This is a genomic window from Nitrincola tibetensis, assembly GCF_003284585.1.
In the GTDB taxonomy this organism is placed as follows: Bacteria; Pseudomonadota; Gammaproteobacteria; order Pseudomonadales; family Balneatricaceae; genus Nitrincola; species Nitrincola tibetensis.
Map to the genome: position 1 here is coordinate 89,507 of NZ_QKRX01000006.1, position 21,511 is coordinate 111,017.

The window sequence follows — 21,511 nt, forward strand, 5'->3', positions numbered from 1 at the left end:
GATATAATCGGCTTATTTCTCAGTCTTTCTAATACGAAAGCCAATCTCATTAATTAACTGCTCGACTGATACACGTGATTTAAGCAGAGCCAGCTCAACCCTTTCGAGTTGATGACTCGACAGATCTGTGCCAGATAGCACTATTACCTTAGCATCGGGCTGACAGGCACGGATCTCCGGTAGCAAGTCCCAACCCGAACCGTCAGGTAACCCTATGTCTAGCAGTACAACATCAAACCAAGCCTGGAGTAGAGCACTTCTAGCCTCTTCAAGTGAATGTGCGGATATAAATTCAATTTGGTCACCGACCATCGCACAGATCACTTCCTGCAGATCAGCATCATCTTCTATGTGTAAAACTCGGGGCCCATGCTCTCGCTGCGTCGTAAGTTGACCCTGGACTAGGTCTAAAAGCCGAAGCTGATCAATCGGTTTCGCTAACCATTCAATATTCGATACATCGCCATTGAGCGAAAGCCGACCTTCCTCCATTTTTGCTGAGACAACTAGAATAGGTAGATCCGATGTTTTCTGTTCTGCACGCAGTTGACGAATAATATCAAGACCACTTATATCAGGTAACATTAAATCTAGGCATATCAGATCGTAGTGGATATGGATTATAGCTTTTAATGTCTCGGTGCCATTGTAGACGACGTCTACTTGATAGCCCGCCTCATTGAGCATGATGCTCAAGAGATTGGCTACATCTTGATCATCTTCTACAATCAAAATACGAGGCGCTTGTGTATTCGTTGTTGGCAATGCAGGCAGAACCACTGCTGAATGAACAATAGGTAGCTCAAAGAAAAAACGCGCACCCTTACCTTCTTCAGATTCGTAATCGATACGTCCCCCCATTTTTTCGACTAACTCACGGGTAATTGCTAATCCCAAGCCTGTACCCTCTTTTGCACGAGTATCGGATGCATCTGCCTGAGCAAAACGTTGAAATATTTTGCCACGAAACGAATCAGCTATGCCTCGACCATTATCAATCACACTAATAATCACTTTTGTGTCACTTACATCGGCCTTGATCCTGACCTCGTCATGATCCGGAGAAAACTTAATAGCATTGGATAACAGATTAGCCAGCACTTGCATTAAGCGTTGAGTATCAACATAAACGCGTGTATCGGATAAATCGCCTGATATAAATGAAAGCCTTATACCTCTATCACTACCGTAATCTTGATTAGACTCTACAGCCTGCTCAATTAAAGGCATCAAAGGTTGAACTTCCATATCATAATGCAATTTGCCAGCTGTAATCTTTTCAATGTCCAACAGGTCATTAATTAGGTGCGTTAAACGCTTACTGTTTCGGTGTGCTGTCGCCAGAAGTTTTTGAGCCTTTTCGGGAAGATCACCCAAACCACCACCAATTAATAATCCCAAGGCCCCAGAAATTGAAGTCAAGGGTGTGCGCAGTTCATGACTGACCGTGGAAATAAATTCACTTTTCATTTTATCTAAGCGTTTCCGTTCGCTGATATCTTCAGCTATACCAAGATAGCCCGTTATGTCTCCAGTATCATTGCGCATGGTAGTGACTACCAATGACACTGGAATAGGCCGACGGGTCTTGTGCAAGTAAGTCCAATCGCGCTTTTCCGCCCCATTTTGTTCGGCTTTTTCAACAAACACCCTAAAACCATTAACCGGGTAACCGAGAGCTGCGCTCAGTTCCGCTGATCGTTGTTCAACTTCTTCAGCTAAATGCAGTAATGCAGGGGTTTCCTTACCGACTAGATCAGCTCCACTGAAGCCCAACATACGTTCAGCGCCTTTGTTAAAGACAGTAATGACGCCATCTTTGTCGGTAGCGATAATCGATATTTCGGATGCAGAATCGAGAACATTCGTCAGAAATCTTTCTACTTCACGAACGGCAAGGTTAGCTGCCTTTTGTTCCTTAGCTAAGCGATTCATTGCCCGCGCCAATGCCTTTACTTCCGGATTACCCTTGTCGGGGAATACCTCATCTATCAGCCCATCATCAGCCATCTCTTCTATACGTTTGGTCATTTTTTCTAACGATTGCGTAAGGCTTCGTGCAAGCCATACACCAACGATTGCAACGAAAACCGTTAAAATAAGTGCAATTAATAAAAATTGGCGAAAAGACGCTTGAGCGGGTGCTATCACCTCGCTATAGGGAATAGCTCGCAGTACGATCCAGTTTAGAGAACTCAGTTGAATTGTCGCTACTAAAAACGAGCGTTGTTGATCATCAAATAAAATGCTAGGCGGAGCCAAGGTTAAGGCTGCATCTACTAAAACATCTGTACCCTTTTCGGGCAGAGGTTCTGGTTTTTCAAAGCGCTCGCGCATGGAAACAAATAGGCGATGTTGCGGATCAATTATTAATGTTATTGCATGGTTTTCAAAGTCAGATCGAATATCCTCCTTCAGTAATGGAGTATTCGCAAGATCGAGTATCCCTCCAGCATAAGCTAGAATGTCTCCATCGGATGATAATACGGGTTGCAGATAGGAAATTAAGGGTAAGCCAGTCACTCGCCCCAAAATAGGCTCCGAAATCACTGCTGCTTTTGTTCGCTGTGCTCTTTGGAAATGAGGACGGTCAGTGTAGTTTGTACCTAAACGACCCTCCGTAAATTGACTCTCTGCAATGGCCGTTGCATTGGCATCGAATACCAAAAGACCATCAGGAAAAAGGTCCTTGGCAACCGAGGGCTGATTTAGGAGCATTTTAAGTACCTGAGTATCGAGTAATTCTCCATTTTCATTGAGTAAACGCGCAGCAAATCCCTCTAGACCAAGTACACGTTGCTGTTGAGTCAGTTCAAGCTCCGTTGCTAATCGATGTATTTCTGACACATTGCGTTCAGAAACCACCAATTCAATATCTGCTATTTTTAATTTGTATACGGTCAGTAACATACCGCCAACCAATAGGCTACTGATGAAAAGTACAAGAAAGATAATTCGCATGCTCAACGAAATATTCATCAGCTACATACCTCAGGTAACAAAATATAAAACTCACCACCACCGCCAGCAGCCTCTCGATAGTTGACCTCGCCCCCAAGCTGTTGGCTTATCTCTCGAGTGATTGCCAACCCCAACCCTGTACCTGGTAGCTTGCGAGTATCGCTGCTGTCTGCTTGAGAAAAACGTTGAAATAGCTGACTACGGAACACAGGGTCAACCCCAGGACCATGATCTCGCACAATCACTTCTACAGCACACTCTTTCTGCTCGACACTTACTTCAACACTTTCATTTTCAGGGGAGTATTTAATTGCGTTTGAAAGCAAGTTGGTCAGTGCCTGTATAAAGCGTGGTCCATCAACGTTAACCCAAATATCCGGCCAGGTAGGAGTAGTCTTGATTGTTACCCTGTGCTGATCACCGTAACTAATCATGGACTCTACGGCATCATCAATTAAAGGGCCTAGCGCTTGTACACACATATTCAACGTCATTTTACCCGCAACCAGCTTTTCCATATCTAACAGATCATTGATCAAAGTTGCCAGACGCTGTACGTTACGCTCGGCGTTACTCAGCAATATATTTGCTTTATCAGGCAAGGTTCCCGCTGCTCCCCCAGAGAGCAATCCTAACGAGCCTTTGATAGATGTAAGCGGTGTGCGCAACTCGTGACTAACAGTAGCGATAAACTGATCTTTCATTTTATCCAGCTTGCGCCGTTCAGTGATATCTTCAATCAAAGACCAAATGACCCGCCTACCGTCTTGTTCCTCGCTAAGCATCCCTTGTAAACGCACGGGATAGCGGCTGCCATCTTTGCGAATATACTCTTTTTCAAAGGGGCCATAGCGGCCTATCCTTGTTAAATCAGCAAGAGCTTTCTCTTCTTCAAGTTGAAAGTCAATCGGTGTTATATCCTTGTAACTCAAGGCAACAAACTCTTCGCGGGTATAACCCGTTGGTGCCAAAACAGCATCATTTAAGTCGATAAACTGCCCACTTTCAAAGTCATTCAGCGCAATGCCAATAGGAGAAAATTCAAACAAGCCTCTAAGACGAGCTTCATTGCGTGCCAACTTCAGACGTGCCAACTCCTGCTCATGAATATCTTGTAAATATCCATGCCATAAAACACTACCATCCATAAGACGCTCTGGCCGAGCCTGCCCAGAAATCCAACGATAATCATTACCCTCGCTGCGCACACGAAAAGTAGCTTGCCAGTATTCTAACGAATCTGCCGAATACTCGATTGTATTGCTTACCTTATCTAAATCATCAGGATGAATTCGGGTAAATGCAGGGCTCGCGTCATAAGCTGCTGCTTCTGGAGTCAGACCATATAGACTCTGAATCTGTGGTGAACTGAAAGGGAATGACATATGCCCATCAGAATAAAGACGAAACTGATAAATAACGCCTGGCAACTGCGCCATTAGCTTTGTTAAACGCTCACTACTTAGGCTATTCGTTAATGCATCAGAAAGCCAACCTGCCAGCAAGCGCATAAACAGCTGTTCGCTTTCATCAAATTCATCAGCTCGGGGGCGACTGGACGAAAAATTCAATGTACCAAATGCTTGGCCATCAACTTCAATCGTTATTCCAGCATAAGAGCCAAGTGGATTATCCCGATAGCAAGGATGGGAATAAAATTCACTCAGCTCGGCATTCGCAATAAACAGCTCATGTCTTTCAACTAAAAGATGGCCGGAAAATAGTAATTGACACCAAGTTTGATCAAGTGAGAATTGTTGCCCAAACACAACACCCACATTAGGAACTGCATCCATCCACCGAACCGTATAGACGTCACCTTCTATCTGGCTGATAATTGCAAGATCCGCTTTTAAATATTTTCTAGCGGTTATTAGCGCATTTTGTATTTTGCTGTCTAGCGTATCCCCAGAAGCAAAGGCAATATCATTAAGCAACATCAACGCATCATGATGTTTATTCATCTGACTCAGCGCATTACGCTCACGAGTAATATCCACAATAAAGCCTTCAAGGATTTCGGGATATTGTGGATCATTGCGTATACATTTACCGCGTTCCTCGACCCAACGCCAATGTCCATCACGATGGCGCACACGATATTCAACATGCCATTGCTCATTCATTGCCATCGCAGATGCAACAGCTTCGTCCAAACCTTGAGCATCATCAGGATGAATTAAATCAGCATAGCAAACCCGTTTATTGCCAATGAGATCATCTGCCGAATAGCCACTGACACGATCAACTTGACCACTGATATACAGCATTGTCCAATTGTTATCCGGTAAACAGCGATACGTGACACCTGGCATATTATCGATTAGAGAGGACATCTCATCTCGACTTGCGATCAGCTCAGACTCTAAATTTGTATAGGCTGAACGAGTCATTTCATCGGCTTGTATCAGCTCCTCAACAGTACCCGCAAAGTCTACAAGCATATCGATCTGCTCTAAAGATAAGCTTCGGGCAACCGTATCTATCAAGCATAGGGTACCAATTCGATAACCTTTGCTCGTATGAAGAGGGACGCCCGCATAAAAACGGATATTCGGTGCGTTTATAACAAGCGGATTATCAAAAAAACGAGAATCGTCCAACGCATTTTCGACGATCAATGGAACATTACCGAGAATAGCATGGCCGCAAAAAGAAATATCACGTGGTGTTTCCTGCGCCTCTAACCCCTGACGAGACTTAAACCACTGCCGATCCTTGTCAATCAAGGATACCAAAACAATAGGCATTGAGAATATTTGACGAACTAGGCGCGTGATGCGATCAAAACGTTCTTCCGCTCCACACGTGAGAAGGCAAGTTGCATCCAATGCCCGCTGACGCTCTGCTTCATTTTCAGGGACCGGTGGTCGTTTCATTCAGTACCGTCCTAAATAGAATTTTGTAAGAAACTACTTTACTCTATAGCTAAACACACACGGTTCCGACCTGTATGTTTAGCTTTGTACAGTGCATTATCCGCTCGCTCAAGCAGTGCTTCGGGACTATCATCAGGAAACAAATGATTGTCAACAACACCAGCAGAAAGCGTACAGGAAAAATGCTGACCATTGACTGTAAACTGAATAGTCGCAAACGCCTCACGCAGGGCGTTCACCATGCTCATAGCATTCTCAGCGGTACAATCAATTAGCACTAGTGTGAACTCTTCACCACCATAACGACCTAGCTTATCCGTGTTACGAAAGCGCTGACGCAATAATGTTCCCACCGCTGCTATCACTAGGTCACCAACTGCATGACCATAGGTATCATTCACGCTTTTAAAATGGTCTATATCCAGCATCACAACGCTGAACACTTGGGGTTGCCTCTGAACATACTCCCAATGATTTTGTAAAGCCTCTTTAATACTGGCATGTTTAAGCAGGCCTGTGAGACTGTCTTGATTCTGGGTTTGTTTTAATTGCCGGGCCCTACGAACTCTGTCTTGACACAAACGAACCAGAAACTCCATATCAAGTGGCTTTTCTACAAATGCATCTCCACCCATGAGTAAGGCTTGATGACGAAGATGAACATTAGACTCAGCCGATAGATAAATCACCGGCATATGTGCCCAACGATCTACTTGCCTGAGTAAAGAGGCCATCTCTGCACCACTGACATCAGGCAACCAAAGATCCATCAAAATTAAGTCTGGATTAAAATTACTCACTGTTTCAAAGAGCGCTTGTGGATGATCAAGGCAAACGACTTGCATGCCCGCCTGCTCAAGATATGATTGACAGTGTCGAGCCAGTTCTTGATCATCCTCAACAATTAAGAGCCGCTCAGGCTCAACCTTTTCGGGTTTAATCAACTGCGCCAAAAATGAGGTCAGTTTGATCATGTCTAAAGGTTTAACAAAGTATCCTTGACCTCCGCTGCGAAGTGCATTCAAACGCGCGGTAAAGCTCTCTTCGGCCCCCATAAAAAGAATAGGGCAATCAACCAACTTAAAGCACTCCTGCCAAAATAGCACAGGATCTGAGAAGAGAGTCTCCGCTTGACTTCCGTGGTGATCGACTAGAATGCAATCTGGCAATTTTTCTGTGCCATTTTCTATCTGCAAAGCATCATGAAAGGACTTCACAGAGAAGCCAAAACTTTGCAGTTGATGAGTTAAATACTCCTGTAAGATTGCATCTCGTTCAACTAACCAGATAAGAGGTTTGGCGATAGCAGAATAAGACTGATTTGTCTCAATACCAACTGATGAATTACACTTTTCATCCGCTAGCGCCGCATTACGTAAATGTTCAAGCCAGTCTGCGAATGGAAATGTTACTTGCAATGCCTGCGGCTTTTTAAGGGCCTCAGCGAGAAAATACTCATATTCTCTTACCTTATGTCCAAGCTGCTGAAAACCAAACGTTCCAGCTGAGCCTGCCATTTTATGAAAACACGAATGTAATTTTTTAAGATATTCGGCATTAGATGAGTCTTCTGTCAGTCGATCAACAAGTATAGCTAACTCCTCAAAATCGATTTTTAGGCGTTTATTATAAGCTATTCGGAGTGTTTCCAAACGGGCTGTAAGCGAATTGGACGAAGCCTTAATCATTGAAAGTATCCCAAATACCTCTAACCTCATCAGCAAGTGTCATAGGGTCAAAAGGTTTAGCTATAACCTGTGTAACACCAAGCTGTCGATATCTAAGTAACTCATCAGGATAGACTTTTGCTGTCATAAACGCGACTGCTGTTTGATCGGTAACCGACCCTTGACTGCGCATGGCTTCTAAGGTTTCAGGACCATCCATACCGGGCATCATCACATCCAGTAAAATAAGCTGTGGGGCGAAATCATCTACTTCTAACAATGCTTTAGCGCCAGATTCACAGACTTTGACTGTGAGTCCTCCTACATCTTGTAAGGCTAAAGTGGCAATTTCACGAATATCGCAGTCATCTTCAACATACAGAACTCTTTCTAACGTGTTCATGTTATCGGCCTTATATATTTCAACCTTTGAGTAAAGTTAGCACATATGAACACGTTTTTCTTATACCCTAGATGAAACAAGACCAAATATTTACAATAGTAAAGACGTATAATGAGTTCACTACAAGGCGCATGAAAATGAACTACTGGCTTGCAAAAACAGAACCGGATGAGTGTAGCATCAGAGATTTTGCAAATACGCCCGATACCCCGCTGCGCTGGGATGGGGTTCGTAACTATCAAGCACGTAATTATCTAGCCAAAATGCAGCTAAAAGATAGAGTTCTCGTTTATCATTCGAGCTGCAAGCAAATAGGCGTGGCGGGCATCGTTGAAGTGACAAAAACAGCCTATCCGGATCCCACCCAGTTTGATCCAACATCTGTCTATTACGATCAAAAAAGCACTGAAAACGAACCTCGATGGCAAGCAGTGGATATGCGTTTCATTGAAGAGTTTAATGACGTTTTAACATTAAAAAACCTAAAGACACTCACCGAGTTAAACGACTGCCCGTTGGTTAAACCCGGCAATCGTTTATCCGTCATGCCGCTCTCAGCCAGTATGTTTCATGCAGTTCTAAACTTAGCTACGGGGCGTTGAAGGTGCTTTCAATTCAGGCGCCGCTTTATAAGAAAGAACCTCCACAGATGCCCCTTTTGTAATCAAACCAGGCTTAATAACCACTAGATTTTGACCAAAAATAGCGCCGCCTGACTCTAAACGACGGTATTGGCTTAAGGTGCGCAAAGGCTCTTGCAAAGAATTAAAGCTTTCTGATCCAACGGGTAATGTAATCAATTTGCAACGTTCGCAAGGGGAATGAACGGCAAACTCGGCTTCACCAATCTTAACATGCAACCACTGATCCTCTGCAAATGGCAGATTCCCTGTGATCACAAGATTAGGCCGAAACTGATGTATATCAAATGGAGCAGGGCAACGTTCTTGCAGCCATTGATGGGATGATTCCGTAGCCAGAAGCAGGGGATAGCCGTCGGCAAAACTGACTTCAGATGTTTCGACATCCTTCACAGGACGACGAGTTAGCTCACCAAAATAAACCAACTGACAGTCAATCTGCAAAAACTCACTCAGCCATTGGTCCGCTTCATCGCTGCACTTTTGCGCAGAAACAACTTGTCCCCAGACCTTAACCTCAGCGTACGTCTCTGAAAACTCATTAATCACTAACGATAGGCTGTCTTTATCCACAGCCGAAAGCACTAAACCCGTCTCAGTAGGCGTCGCCAACAAACGTGTTAATTTAGGATACTTACGCGCTGTGATAAACAGGCCGTCTTTATCCACTAGCATATAACGGCGATCTGCATTAAGACCTTTATAGTCAGCCCATGCACGGTCAACGCTCAGCGGTGCACAGGATTTAACCGGATATATCACGATATCACTTACAAACAGACTCGACACAGTGCCCCCTAATAAGTCCGTTTAATAAACTTATCCACATACCAACAGCTCGCTGATAGTTGATAATCATTTGATCTTGCCCATTCTAAACCTGCATAGACCAGTGTTTCTGCAATTTTTCGTCCTCGCAGCTCATTGGGTACATAGGTACGCGTGAAATCAATTGATGACCCAGTGACTTCATACTCTAAGACGGATTCTAGATTGTCTTCAACCCAGACAAATCGGCTTTTTTCAGGTTGATGTTTTACCATCTCAATAACCTCAATTTAAAAATGACAACAAGAGGAACTAAGGTCTATGCAGTATTGGGACAACCCTTCTTACAAACCCCATCCGCAAGAAGGGTTATGTATCAATCGCTCGCTAACCAGTGAGTCAGTTCACCAGCGGCGATTTCTTGGCAACCCGTCACATTCTGACCCGCCCAAAGTGGAGTAAAGTCAGCATTGTTAAGGGCTTCTGATGCCGATCTCAGAGGGGCTATCGCTGTGCTCGCCAACGGAAAAGCAGGGGGCAATGACGATAAAGGTCCCAATTCACGCATAATACGATTCACGATGCCACGTGCAGGTCGTCCTGAAAAAAGACGGGTCAATGCCGTATGATCAGCCGCTGAGCTTTTTAAAACTTGTCGATGCACAGGTGTCGTTTTGGCTTCAGGACACAGCAAATAGGCTGTTCCGACTTGAACACCTGCTGCCCCCATGGTCAGAGCGGCACGAACCGCTTTCGGGCTGGCAATCCCCCCTGCAGCAATAATAGGAATCGATGTGTGCTCAAGCAATTGTGGCAACAACGAGAATAGGCCTTTTTGCTGTGTCACATCATCGGTCAAAAACATTGCCCTATGCCCACCTGCTTCTAGACCCTGTGCGATGATGGCATCAACCCCCTTGGCTTGTAACCAAATTGCCTCCTCTAAGGTTGTCGCTGAAGAGATGATTTTTCCTCCCCAGCCACGGATACGGTTAAGCAATTGCTCATTTGGCAGACCAAAGTGAAAGCTCACCACTTCTGGTTCAAACTCACTTAAGACATCACAGGCTTCAGCATCAAAAGGCCGACGCCCTGGCACCTCAGGAATGGCATCAGGGTCAAGCCCTAACTCCAAATAATAAGGACGTAACGCCGAACGCCACAGGTCTTCTTGTACGACATCTGGCGAGGGTGCTTGGTGGCAGAAAAAATTCACGTTAATAGGTGACGTCGTTGCCATCCGGATGGTATGAAGTTCTCGTTTAATCGCCTCAGGCGTTAACATCGCACAGGGCAATGCTCCTAATCCACCCGCTTGAGCCACGGCAATGGCAAGTTCACTGCCTTGAACGCCCGCCATAGGCGCTTGGAGAATCGGGTATTTGATATTAAATAGCTCTGTTACCTTCACATGCAGGTCCTCTTTGAGTCCAGGTGTGTTTCGCCGTTTTAAATAATGATCACTTTCAAGTGTTCTTATACTCTTTCAACCTCTAAGAGTACAATTAGCACTTCATCTGAACCCTTTAAACTTTTACAATCGGGCAAGCTGTCAAAATTAATTTAGACTAGACTTAGCACAACCAACTTATCATAGGGTTTTGAATATGGATATTTCATCAATCATTATTATTGCCGTTATTGCACTTCTTGTGTTCTATACCATCGGCATCTTCAACCGTTTAGTTGCACTAAAAAATCGTTTCGAAAATGCCTTTGCGCAAATAGAGGTCCAATTAAAACGCCGTTACGATCTGATCCCCAACTTAGTCGAGACAGCAAAAGGGTATATGAAACATGAACGCGAAACGCTTGAAGCCGTTATTTCTGCTCGGAACACAGCCTTAGCTAGCTTACAAGCCGCCGCTGCGAACCCGGGTAGTGCCGCCGCTCTTACTCAGCTCATGAGCTCAGAAGGCGCGTTAAAAAGTGCCCTTGGTAGCTTAAATATTACGATGGAGGCTTATCCTGATTTAAAAGCGTCTGAAAACATGCGCCAATTGTCTGAAGAGCTCATCAGTACCGAAAATAAGGTTTCTTTTTCACGCCAAGCTTTTAATGATGCGGTTATGGCCTACAACACATACAAGCAGAGTTTTCCACAGACCTTATTAGCAGCGACCTTTGGTCATGCAGCGGATGCATCATTACTCGTATTTGAAGACAGCGCCTCAATCCAAGCAGCACCTAAAGTCTCCTTTTAAGTGTCTGAAGATAAAGGTGAGGGTTTGTTATGAATTTCTTTGAGCACCAGGAACGTGCCAAACGTAAAACATTGCAACTGGTCTTTTTATTTGCGCTTGGCGTCGGCAGTCTTATTATCAGTTTAACACTGGTCATCGGATTGCTAATGTACTTTGCAGAAGGCGGAACAGGTGAGGTGTTATCCCAAGCGACTAACAATCCTTCCGCTTTGCCTAGTCTTTTATCACCAGAAAATCTCCAATTACTGATCACCCTAACAGTCGCCGTTATCGGCGTTATCCTTTTAGGCAGTTTGTTCCGGCGTGCACAATTGACTAAAGGGGGGCAGGCTATTGCAGAAGCAATGGGAGGACGCTTACTCAATACGGCAACGCTCAATACCGAAGAAGAGCGCATCCTCAATATCGTCGAAGAAATGGCACTGGCATCGGGTATTCCTGTGCCACCGGTCTACCTAATTGAAGACGATGCAATCAATGCGTTTGCGGCAGGCTATCGTCCCCAAGATGCAGTGATTGGCATTACCCGTGGCTCTATACAACTCCTGACACGGGATGAATTACAAGGCGTCGTAGCCCATGAGTTTAGCCATATACTTCACGGCGATATGCGCCTTAATATCCGTTTAATTTCAATGCTATATGGCATTTTACTGATAGGGATGATTGGACGATTTATTGTGCGTTCTCTACGATATCGTCCCATAGCACGCACTTCCAATAAGAATAACAGTGTCGCTTTCTTGATGGTGTTGGGACTGGGGTTGATGATCGTGGGTTTTGCAGGCTCCTTTTTCGGGAATTTGATTAAAGCCGCCGTCAGTCGCCAACGTGAGTTTCTAGCCGATGCCTCTGCGGTTCAATACACCCGCAATCCTCTTGGTATTTCCGGTGCCTTAAAGAAAATTGGTGGTCATGTATCCGGCTCGAGTTTTAATAATCCGCGCGCAGAAGAATTCAGTCATATGTTTTTTAGCCAACATCTCAGCAATGGCTTTAGTGACTGGTTCTCTACACACCCTCCCTTAGAAGATCGCATCAAGCGTGTTGAGCCACGATGGAAAGGATCATTTACCACACCCACTCACATTATCACTGACGATACTCGGCCTGCATCGACCTTTACGACCACTGGATTTGTATCCACAGCCAAGCCCCAAAATTTCAGTGCGCAAATCGCGCTAAATCAAGCCATGGCAGGAATGGCGGACCCAACACCTGAGCACCTTGCGTATGCGAGACGTATATTGGACACATTTGATTCAGACCTGTTAAGCGCGGCTCATGAACCTTTCTCTGCAAGGGCGCTCATTTATGGTTTACTGATGAGTCAGGACAAAAGGATACAAGAGCAACAACTCGATCAGTTACGAAAAGAAGCGCATCCCGATACCTTTAAAGCGTTAGAGGCTTACTTACCCAAATTACTTTCTCTAACGGCAGAGTTCAGACTACCACTCGTTGAAATCAGCCTACCGGCACTAAAACAACTCTCGGATGAGCAATATGAAACATTTAAAACCTGCTTAGAACTCTTAATTGCCGCAGATAATCGTACCTCGCTTTTCGAATGGTCAATCAAAACCATCGTTACCCGCCACATTCGAGGTGTACCGCGCTCAGCAAAACGCTATTTACCAACGGAAACACGTGCTGAAATCAGTCGACTTGTCTGTTTGATCGCAAACGTTGGCCATAAAAATGATGAAGATGCAGAAGCTGCGTTTCATCAGGCCATGCAAAGCCTTAATTTTCCCATGCGTTATCAACCTGACGCACGACCCAAAATAAAGCAGCTTGAATCGGACTTAGAAAAACTTTCACATTTACGTCCGTTGGATAAACCCGCCATCCTTCGTGCCTTAGTGATCTGTGCCAGTCATGATGATGTGATTACTACCGCTGAAGCAGAGTTATTAAGAGCGATCGCAGAGTGCCTGGATTGCCCTCTACCTCCATTACTCATCTAGTTGTTGTTTCGCTCTTTACGCATCTTTAGGCATAGGTATTTTCAGTTTTTTAATACGCCGATAGATCGTAGGGCGCGATACACCGAGGTGTTTAGCTACCGCCGAAATATTCCAACGCTGCTGCCGTAATAGGCTCAACAACCGTTCTTGCTCTGAGTTTTTCGCATAGTTTTTCGTGTGACTGTCGATATCTTCACTAGAAAAAAGCTCTGAAGCGATGTGGTTCGTGCCAATTAATGCGGGCCATTCTGGCGGATGCAAGGTAATGTCTTTGGGTAAATGGTGAACGGTAATTTCATCGCCCTCGCAGATGGCTTCAGCAAAGGTCAAAGCATTCACCAGTTGTCTTATGTTGCCCGGCCAAGAGTAAGCCAATAGTGCGCTCACAGCGTCCGCACGCAGTCGCAAAGTCGAGTTAATCTGTTTCATTAAGGTTTGGATAAGATACTGCTTGTCGGCTCGTGCTTTCAACGAGGGCAGTGTCAGTGTCGCACCGTTGAGTCGATAGAATAAGTCTTCACGAAAACGACCTTCAGTAATCAGTTTTTGAAGATTACAGTGAGTCGCCGCCAATACTCGAATATCGACATCAACGGGTTCTAGCGCCCCTAAAGGCATGACTTGTCCTTCGGCTAACACTCGAAGTAAACGTGTTTGCAACGGTAAAGGCATATCACCAATTTCATCTAAAAATAACGTGCCGCCATTGGCCTGCTGAATCAGCCCTTTCGCACCTTTCGAACGGCCTCCCGTAAATGTGCCCGGTGCATAACCAAACAACTCACTTTCAATCAGTGACTCAGGAATAGCTGCACAATTGACCGCCATAAATGCATGCTTTGCTCTATGACTCGACGCATGAATTGCCTGAGCAAGCACCTCTTTACCCGTGCCTGTCTCACCAAGAATAAGTAAACTCACCTCTTTGTTTCGTAGGCGCTTCGCCAAGCTGATGGTTTGGCGCATGGCAGGGTCATCAGCACACAAGCGGTCCAACACTGGAACCGATTCATCTTGTTGAATAACCCTAGTTGAAGGGTTAAGTAGGCTCGATGTGCGTGATTTAGGTTCAATAAGGGTGCCGAACAGGGTTTGTTGTGTGCCCTGCACTCGAAATGAGCGTGTACCCTCACTGCAGTGGTTAATGGCTAAAATATCTTGCCATTGACACTCAAGCAGCTCCGGTAAGAAAAGATTCGGCTGATCCATTTTTTGCAGCTGAACCAGCAAGTCTCGAGCGATGGTGTTCGCCGCCAAAACATGACCTTCTTCATCCAGAGCAAATAACAACTGCCCACTGACTTGCACCAACTCTCGCGATTGATCGCATTTAAACACTAAATGATGGCGATAACGTCTTAAGAAATAGACGTCTTCTATCAAGCGAGCGTAGAGCTGAGTCAGATGCAATGCAAAATTTTGGCTTTCTGGTGTGCGAGATGAGTTTAAGGCCGAAATATCCAGAACGGCTAAAAGTTGTCCCGATGGGTCTTTGATCGGGGCGGCGGTGCAGGTTAAACGAATATGGGAGCTGTCGAAATGATCAACCCGATGACACGTCAGCGCTTTTTGCTCTTGGATACAAGTGCCCACCGCAGACGTGCCAGCATATTGCTCACTCCAGTCTGCACCCAGATACAATCCTGCCTTATGTAAACGCTCATCGCGCTGATCACCTAAAAACTGAACCGTGATGCCCCGGTAATCGCTCAATAGCAACACATAACCAAGGCTTGCAACCTGAGCATACAATTGTTCGACACCGGCTCGTGCCACATTCAAAAACTCATCGACAGAGTCCTGATGCTCACGCAGGGTTTGGTGCGTTACTATCCGGGCAGGTCTCGGTTGGCAGGGATCCAAACCATAATCGCTCAAACATCGTTTCCACGAGCGTCCAATCATCTCGTGTGTGGGCGAGTAGCTTTTATGCGCGGACTGATAGCCGCCATAGCTAAGTATCGTGTCAATATGACGACGCTGACTTGAGATACTCATGTTTCCCTCATTCACGACTATTATTTTTATTTCAGGGTATTTTCGAGTTTACTCTTGAACAAGTGTGCTTTCTATACTTCTTTAGCGCCTTAATTTGGCCACGTTACACCTGTAAAGTTAAGCTCAATATCGCGTTACAGATGCAACGCCAACAGGTTACAGGTGTAACGACATACGCGAACCAATGCTTCTGCCAATCTGCTCACTAATCTTTAAAGATTATTTTTAAATCTATATAAATCAAACAAATAAAATTAAATACAGTTTTGTGCATACACTCTGGCACATTTGCTGCTCTATCTCTCTTATCAACATTGCTCAGGAACACCTGATCTAAGCGCAAACGTTGGTGTTAACGCAGTTACAAAAACAATAGTCTGCACTGGAGAGATTTATGACACATACCTCACTCACCCCAACCCATGAACCGACACTTGCTGCCGCCGCGTGGATCGAGAAATTATCCACAGCCCTAAGCTCCAACACACCTACCGAAGCCGCTCAATTATTTGAAGAAGAGGGGCATTGGCGAGACCTAGTCGCGTTTACTTGGAACATTAAAACACTCTCAGGCCGAGCCGCCATCCGTGACATGATTGCGGCAACTCAAGCAACAGCTACTCCGAGTAATTGGCGTCTGGAAGAGGATGCTACCGAAGCAAATGGGGTCGTCGAAGCCTGGATCTCCTTTGAAACAAAAGTGGCAAAAGGGCGAGGCTATCTACGATTGCGCAATGGCCTTGCATGGACATTTTTAACCACCATGGTTGAGTTAAAAGACTACCCAGAAAAACGCAATAAATTACGCCCGAAAGGTGCAGAACATGGCGCGAGTAAGAGTCGCCAAACCTGGTTAGAAAAACGTCAGCATGAAGAGGCAACACTTGGCTATAGCGAGCAACCTTACTGTCTAATCATAGGGGGTGGTCAAGGTGGTATCGGCTTAGGCGCTCGGCTTCGCCAGCTTGATGTCCCGACCATTATTATTGATGCATTGCCGAAGCCCGGCGATACCTGGCGCAATCGCTACAAATCTCTCTCGCTGCACGATCCCATTTGGTATGACCACATGCCGTATATCCCTTTTCCTGAAAACTGGCCTGTCTTTACTCCAAAAGACAAAATCGGTGATTGGTTGGAAATGTACACCAAAGTCATGGAATTGAATTACTGGGGCTCCACACGCTGCACCCAAGCAAAATTCGATGAGGAAAGACAAGAATGGACGGTAGAAGTTGATCGAGACGGTGAAAAACTGACGCTTCATCCCAAACAACTGGTTTTAGCAACGGGTATGTCGGGCATTCCCAATATCCCCAACATACCGGGCATGGACAGTTTTGAAGGGGAGCAACATCACTCCAGTCAACATCCCGGTGGCGAGACTTACAAAGGGAAAAAATGCATTGTTCTTGGTGCCAATAATTCTGCCCACGATATCTGCTGTGCGCTTTGGGAAAACGACGCCGATGTCACCATGATTCAACGTTCTTCGACTCATATCATCAAATCGGATTCGCTAATGGAGCTGGTGTTAGGGGGGCTTTATTCGGAGGAGGCGGTTGAAAATGGGATGACGACCTACAAAGCAGACCTCACCTTTGCCTCCATTCCCTTTGAAATTATGCCGCAGTTTCATATACCTGCCTATGAAGCGGTTGCAGAAAAGGATGCAGAGTTTTATCAGCGCTTAACCGATGCTGGATTTATGCTCGATTTTGGTGAAGATGGATCTGGCCTATTTATGAAGTACCTACGCCGTGGATCAGGCTATTACATTGATGTCGGTGCATCTGATTTAGTGGCCAACGGCGATATAAAATTAAAAGCAGGCGTATCAATCGAACGCATCAACCCCAAATCAGTGGTGCTAACCGATGGTACGGAACTAGATGCCGACTTAATTGTCTATGCTACAGGCTATGGGTCGATGAATGGTTGGGCAGCGAAGATTATCTCGCAAGAAGTTGCCGATAAAGTAGGGAAATGCTGGGGCATGGGTTCCAACACCGCGAAAGATCCAGGTCCCTGGGAAGGCGAACTGCGCAATATGTGGAAACCCACGCACCAAGAAGCGCTGTGGTTCCATGGTGGCAACCTACATCAATCTCGGCACTACTCTCAATACCTATCCTTACAGATAAAAGCGCGAATGGAAGGAATCGACACGCCTGTTTATGGCATGGAACCTGTTTACCATCTGAATTAGAAGATGGTTTGGGGTTACCTGAGAAGAGTTTAAGAGGTCTTCCGATTGGATGATTTCAATTACATCAGTAAGGAATATAGTATGTCGATTCAAGGTAAAGTGGCGTTGGTCACAGGTGCTGGTCAAGGTATTGGACGTGCAATAGCCCTGCGTTTAGCAAAAGACGGTGCAGATATCGCTATCGTTGATCTAAACGAAGATAAAATGCGTGAAGTCGCTCAGGAAGTAGAGGCCTTAGGACGCAAAGCCTCTACTTTTAAAGCGGATGTCAGCGACCGCGAACAAGTTTATGCGGCTATCGAACATGCGGAGAAAACACTGGGTGGGTTCGATATCATCGTTAATAACGCGGGTATCGCTCAAGTTCAAGCGATTGCGGATGTCACACAGGAAGAGTTGGATAAAATTCAGAAAATCAATGTGGATGGCACGCTCTGGGGTATTCAGGCTGCAGCAAAAAAGTTTATCCAACGCAAACAAAAAGGCAAAATTATCAATGCGTCTTCAATCGCAGGCCATAATGGTTTTGCCCTGTTGGGCGTATACTCGTCAACTAAATTTGCCGTGCGGGCTTTAACTCAAGCGGCAGCATTGGAATATGCGAGCCAAGGTATAACCGTCAACGCTTACTGTCCCGGTGTCGTTGGCACGGATATGTGGGTCGAGATTGATAAGCGCTTCGCTGAGATCACTGGCGCAGCAGAGGGTGAAACCTATAAAAAGTATGTCAACGGCATTGCTCTTGGCCGTGCACAAACGCCTGAAGATGTGGCAAGTTTTGTCTCCTATCTTGCCGGCCCAGACTCCGACTATATGACAGGTCAAGCACCCTTAATTGATGGCGGCATTGTTTTTCGTTAAGAAAGGCTAGCATGTCGTCCCGTTGACGAATGCCGCCAGCCGTTGCTGGCGGCTCTTCTAAAGTGAACTTTAGCGGATCACCGCACCTTGCCTTCGTTATTCATTTCATCTGAATTAGAAGAATATTCATTGAGTAATCCTTTGTTGTAGTTGCTCAATTTTTAGTCCATTTTTTACAAAAAAATCAAAAATCATCCGCCATTACGCAGGGTTAAGGTACTCTATAGGACTTAATCATTTGCCATGAACAATCAACAGACCCTATCCGATGAAAAATCAAAAAACCGCACTTATGTTTGCACTGGCCGCTGTTGCGTGTTGGTCAACCGTCGCCACTGCGTTTAAGCTCTCACTGAATTATTTTGCGCCCGCTCAATTGCTGCTTGTTGCGACCTTAAGCTCTGCGGTGCTGCTGATCCTATTACTTGGCTATCAGGGTAAGCTCAGCTTGTTGAAAACGCTCTTCCGTGAACGGCCTTATTTTTACTTACTAATGGGGGCGCTTAACCCCGCACTCTATTACCTTATTTTATTTCAGGCTTACGACTTACTGCCGGCGCAACAAGCACAAACGCTCAACTACACTTGGGCAATTAGCCTAACCTTGCTGGCAGTGCCTTTTTTGGGACAACGTATTCGACGTCAGGATTGGATTGCCATTGCTTTAGGGTATTTAGGTGCTTTAGTGATTGCCACCAGAGGTGATCTCCTCGGTTTACAATTCGAAAGTCCTCTTGGTGTTTCGCTGGCATTGCTGTCCACCTTGATTTGGGCAAGTTACTGGATTCTCAACACGCGTAATCAGGGCGATCCACTGGCAAGCCTTGCCTTAAGTTTCTTACTGGCACTTCCAATTGTCTTGGCTGCAACCGCGATAGGTCCTGGGTTTTCAATGTCTCCATGGCAAGGCTGGGCAGGAGCCATTTACATTGGCATCTTCGAGATGGGCATTGCCTTCTTCTTTTGGTTGATGGCAATGAAGTACGCAGAAAACACAGCGAAAATTTCAAATCTAATTTTTATATCACCTTTTATATCATTGATTTTATTAAAATTTATAGTCGGAGAGGAGATATATCCCGCCACACTTGTCGGCTTGGTTTTAATCATTGCGGCCTTACTTATCCAACAAGTACCAACATCGAGGAAGCCATCAACACCTATGAAAACAATTGAATAACCTTACTCACAGTTGGAGTGTTAAATGCTTGGATTTATCCATTCATACAAAGGCTTATTCAAGAAGATATACAGTTAGCTAACAGACTTATCAACAGGATTAATTGTAATATTTATAATATTTTTCAAAAGGTTATAGGTTTACTTTTAATTTTTTATATTTTTTAATCACAAACGGAAAGGGGGTACTTGCCAATATTTGTTGGTAAGTATGTGTATAAGTTGAATTTTTACTGAAATAGATCCAGATGTGTTGTTTTTTCGTTAACAGGGTCGGGAAAATCTGATTTAGGATCGACTGTGCAAACAATCAACTTAGTATGGCTAAAGCGAGATCTTCGTCTACTTGATCATGTGGCACTCGCTCATGCTTGTTCATCAGAACATCCCTTATGTATTTTTTACACCTTTGAGCCCTCATTACTCACAGATCCACACATCAGTGACCGCCATCAAATATTTATTGTGCAAAGCTTGAGTTGTTTATCCACACAACTTAAACAGTTGGGCCATCAACTTTACGTCTTCTGGTGCGATATGCCTGATCTTCTAATGGCATTTCAACAATCCTTTGTCATCAACTGCCTATTGAGTCATGAAGAAATTGGTCTAGACACTACGTATCAACGCGATAAACGCGTTAAACAACTGTGCGCCGAACTCAAGATTCCTTGGATAGAATATCCACAAGTTGCTGTAAGAAGAGGGCAAAATGGGCGAAAAGGATGGAAAAAATTTGCAGATCGCTATCTTAAAGAGCCTATAGCTCAGGTTCATTTTAACAAGGTCTCATCTATTCAACTTTCAGAGGACCATCCACTTCAAAAATTAAGATGCCGTGCACTTCCCAAACCTTGGCTCGAAGCTAACGAAAATTTCCAAAAAGGCGGTGAGTTAGCCGCTTTAGATCGCCTGGCTGAGTTTTTAAACACAAAGCTTGCGTCTTATTCAAAAAGTATCAGTCAGCCAATGCTCAGTATTGATAATTCTTCCCGACTCTCAGCTTACTTAGCCTATGGCAACCTATCCATTCGTTATGTTGTGCAGCGACTCAAATCCCAATCAGGAGCTGATCGTTCAAAGCGCGCTTTATATTCAAGATTACGCTGGCATTGCCACTTTATTCAAAAGTTTGAATCCAACTGCGTCACTGAATTTAAGCCATTGAATCCAGGGTATGTCGAATTACTCAATACCCAGAAAACGAATCAATCAGAAAGTTATACACAGCAATATCAGGCCTGGTCTCAAGGCGAAACCGGTTATCCAATGGTAGATGCCTGTATGAGAGCCTTATTAACAACAGGCTATTTGAATTTTAGGATGCGCGCGATGCTGGTCAGTGTTGCGTGTCATCACTTACAACTTGATTGGAAAGACGTTGCAGAACATCTTGCACGCTGTTTTTTAGATTTTGACCCCGGAATACATTATCCACAGATTCAAATGCAAGTTGGGTTAACAGGATACAACACCCTCAGAATCTACAATCCTTTGCAGCAATCACTGCATCAAGACCCAGATGCCGCCTTTATCCGACGCTATGTACCGGAAATCGCCCATTTGCCTATTCCTTTAATTCATCATCCTTGGTTATTAACGGAGATGGAAAAACACTTTTATCCGGACCCGCATCAAGTAAGTTATCCACAGCGTATGTTTAACCACGAAGAAACGGGGAGTGAAGCACGTCAGCGTCTCTGGGCATGGAAAAAGCACCCGAAAGTTCAGGCAAACGTCCCTAATTTGTTGAAGAATCAAGTTGAGTAAG

General features: G+C 44.9%; 15 protein-coding genes. 7 read left to right on the forward strand and 8 right to left on the reverse strand.

All coding sequences use genetic code 11. From position 1 onward, the window contains the following. Window positions 1-12: 12 nt before the first annotated feature. Genes DN062_RS09575 through DN062_RS09590 form a run of 4 tightly spaced genes read right to left on the reverse strand, consistent with a single transcriptional unit; the run spans window position 13 to window position 7,910 of the window. Complete coding sequence (locus DN062_RS09575) at window positions 13-2,979, reverse strand: response regulator (RefSeq protein ID WP_239995753.1); 2,967 nt, start codon at window positions 2,977-2,979, stop codon at window positions 13-15. Beyond that, window positions 2,979-5,840: a PAS domain-containing protein gene (locus DN062_RS09580; RefSeq protein ID WP_112159115.1), complete on the reverse strand. Its 2,862-nt coding sequence runs from the start codon at window positions 5,838-5,840 to the stop codon at window positions 2,979-2,981. The genes DN062_RS09575 and DN062_RS09580 overlap by 1 nt, the downstream gene beginning before the upstream one ends. A gap of 38 nt (window positions 5,841-5,878) precedes the next feature. Further along, entirely contained in the window at window positions 5,879-7,528 is a 1,650-nt protein-coding gene (locus DN062_RS09585; protein WP_112159116.1) for a GGDEF domain-containing response regulator, read from the reverse strand. Next, window positions 7,521-7,910, reverse strand: a complete 390-nt coding sequence (locus tag DN062_RS09590; RefSeq protein ID WP_112159117.1) for a response regulator — start codon at window positions 7,908-7,910, stop codon at window positions 7,521-7,523. Before DN062_RS09590 ends, DN062_RS09585 begins: the two co-directional genes overlap by 8 nt. A 137-nt stretch (window positions 7,911-8,047) precedes the next feature. Here DN062_RS09590 and DN062_RS09595 point away from each other — a divergent pair, with 137 nt between their 5' ends. Continuing rightward, window positions 8,048-8,512, forward strand: coding sequence for an EVE domain-containing protein (locus tag DN062_RS09595; protein WP_112159118.1), 465 nt, complete (start codon window positions 8,048-8,050; stop codon window positions 8,510-8,512). Here the strand turns inward: DN062_RS09595 and DN062_RS09600 are convergent. The 3 genes from DN062_RS09600 to DN062_RS09610 all read right to left on the reverse strand — a co-directional run bounded on the left by DN062_RS09600 (window position 8,495) and on the right by DN062_RS09610 (window position 10,730). Beyond that, complete coding sequence (locus DN062_RS09600; RefSeq protein ID WP_112159119.1) at window positions 8,495-9,340, reverse strand: MOSC domain-containing protein; 846 nt, start codon at window positions 9,338-9,340, stop codon at window positions 8,495-8,497. The two genes, DN062_RS09595 and DN062_RS09600, sit on opposite strands and share 18 nt — an antisense overlap. Before the next feature lie 8 nt (window positions 9,341-9,348). Then, window positions 9,349-9,594 carry a GNAT family N-acetyltransferase gene (locus DN062_RS09605; RefSeq protein ID WP_112159120.1) on the reverse strand — a complete coding sequence of 82 codons (246 nt, stop codon included), beginning with the start codon at window positions 9,592-9,594 and terminating at the stop codon, window positions 9,349-9,351. Between the two features lie 101 nt (window positions 9,595-9,695). Then, window positions 9,696-10,730 carry an NAD(P)H-dependent flavin oxidoreductase gene (locus tag DN062_RS09610; protein ID WP_205126700.1) on the reverse strand — a complete coding sequence of 345 codons (1,035 nt, stop codon included), beginning with the start codon at window positions 10,728-10,730 and terminating at the stop codon, window positions 9,696-9,698. Between the two features lie 196 nt (window positions 10,731-10,926). Between DN062_RS09610 and DN062_RS09615 the strand changes: the two genes are divergently transcribed. Beyond that, the gene (locus DN062_RS09615; RefSeq protein ID WP_112159122.1) at window positions 10,927-11,523 is read left to right on the forward strand and encodes a LemA family protein; all 597 of its coding nucleotides are present in this window, start codon (window positions 10,927-10,929) and stop codon (window positions 11,521-11,523) included. Window positions 11,524-11,552: 29 nt separating this feature from the next. Continuing rightward, window positions 11,553-13,493, forward strand: coding sequence for a M48 family metallopeptidase (locus tag DN062_RS09620; RefSeq protein ID WP_112159123.1), 1,941 nt, complete (start codon window positions 11,553-11,555; stop codon window positions 13,491-13,493). Between the two features lie 15 nt (window positions 13,494-13,508). Here DN062_RS09620 and DN062_RS09625 read toward each other — a convergent pair whose 3' ends face one another. Beyond that, window positions 13,509-15,491 carry a sigma-54-dependent Fis family transcriptional regulator gene (locus tag DN062_RS09625; RefSeq protein ID WP_112159124.1) on the reverse strand — a complete coding sequence of 661 codons (1,983 nt, stop codon included), beginning with the start codon at window positions 15,489-15,491 and terminating at the stop codon, window positions 13,509-13,511. Window positions 15,492-15,885: 394 nt separating this feature from the next. On the opposite strand from DN062_RS09625, the gene DN062_RS09630 reads away from it, so the two are divergent. The 4 genes from DN062_RS09630 to DN062_RS09645 all read left to right on the forward strand — a co-directional run bounded on the left by DN062_RS09630 (window position 15,886) and on the right by DN062_RS09645 (window position 21,510). After that, the gene (locus tag DN062_RS09630) at window positions 15,886-17,700 is read left to right on the forward strand and encodes an NAD(P)/FAD-dependent oxidoreductase (RefSeq protein ID WP_112159125.1); all 1,815 of its coding nucleotides are present in this window, start codon (window positions 15,886-15,888) and stop codon (window positions 17,698-17,700) included. A gap of 81 nt (window positions 17,701-17,781) precedes the next feature. Further along, window positions 17,782-18,561 carry an acetoin reductase gene (locus DN062_RS09635; protein WP_112159126.1) on the forward strand — a complete coding sequence of 260 codons (780 nt, stop codon included), beginning with the start codon at window positions 17,782-17,784 and terminating at the stop codon, window positions 18,559-18,561. A 268-nt stretch (window positions 18,562-18,829) separates the two neighbouring features. Then, window positions 18,830-19,741: a DMT family transporter gene (locus DN062_RS09640; RefSeq protein ID WP_112159127.1), complete on the forward strand. Its 912-nt coding sequence runs from the start codon at window positions 18,830-18,832 to the stop codon at window positions 19,739-19,741. Window positions 19,742-20,040: 299 nt separating this feature from the next. Further along, a complete protein-coding gene (locus DN062_RS09645) occupies window positions 20,041-21,510 on the forward strand; it encodes an FAD-binding domain-containing protein (protein WP_112159128.1) in 1,470 nt (489 codons plus the stop codon). Window position 21,511: the final 1 nt, after the last annotated feature.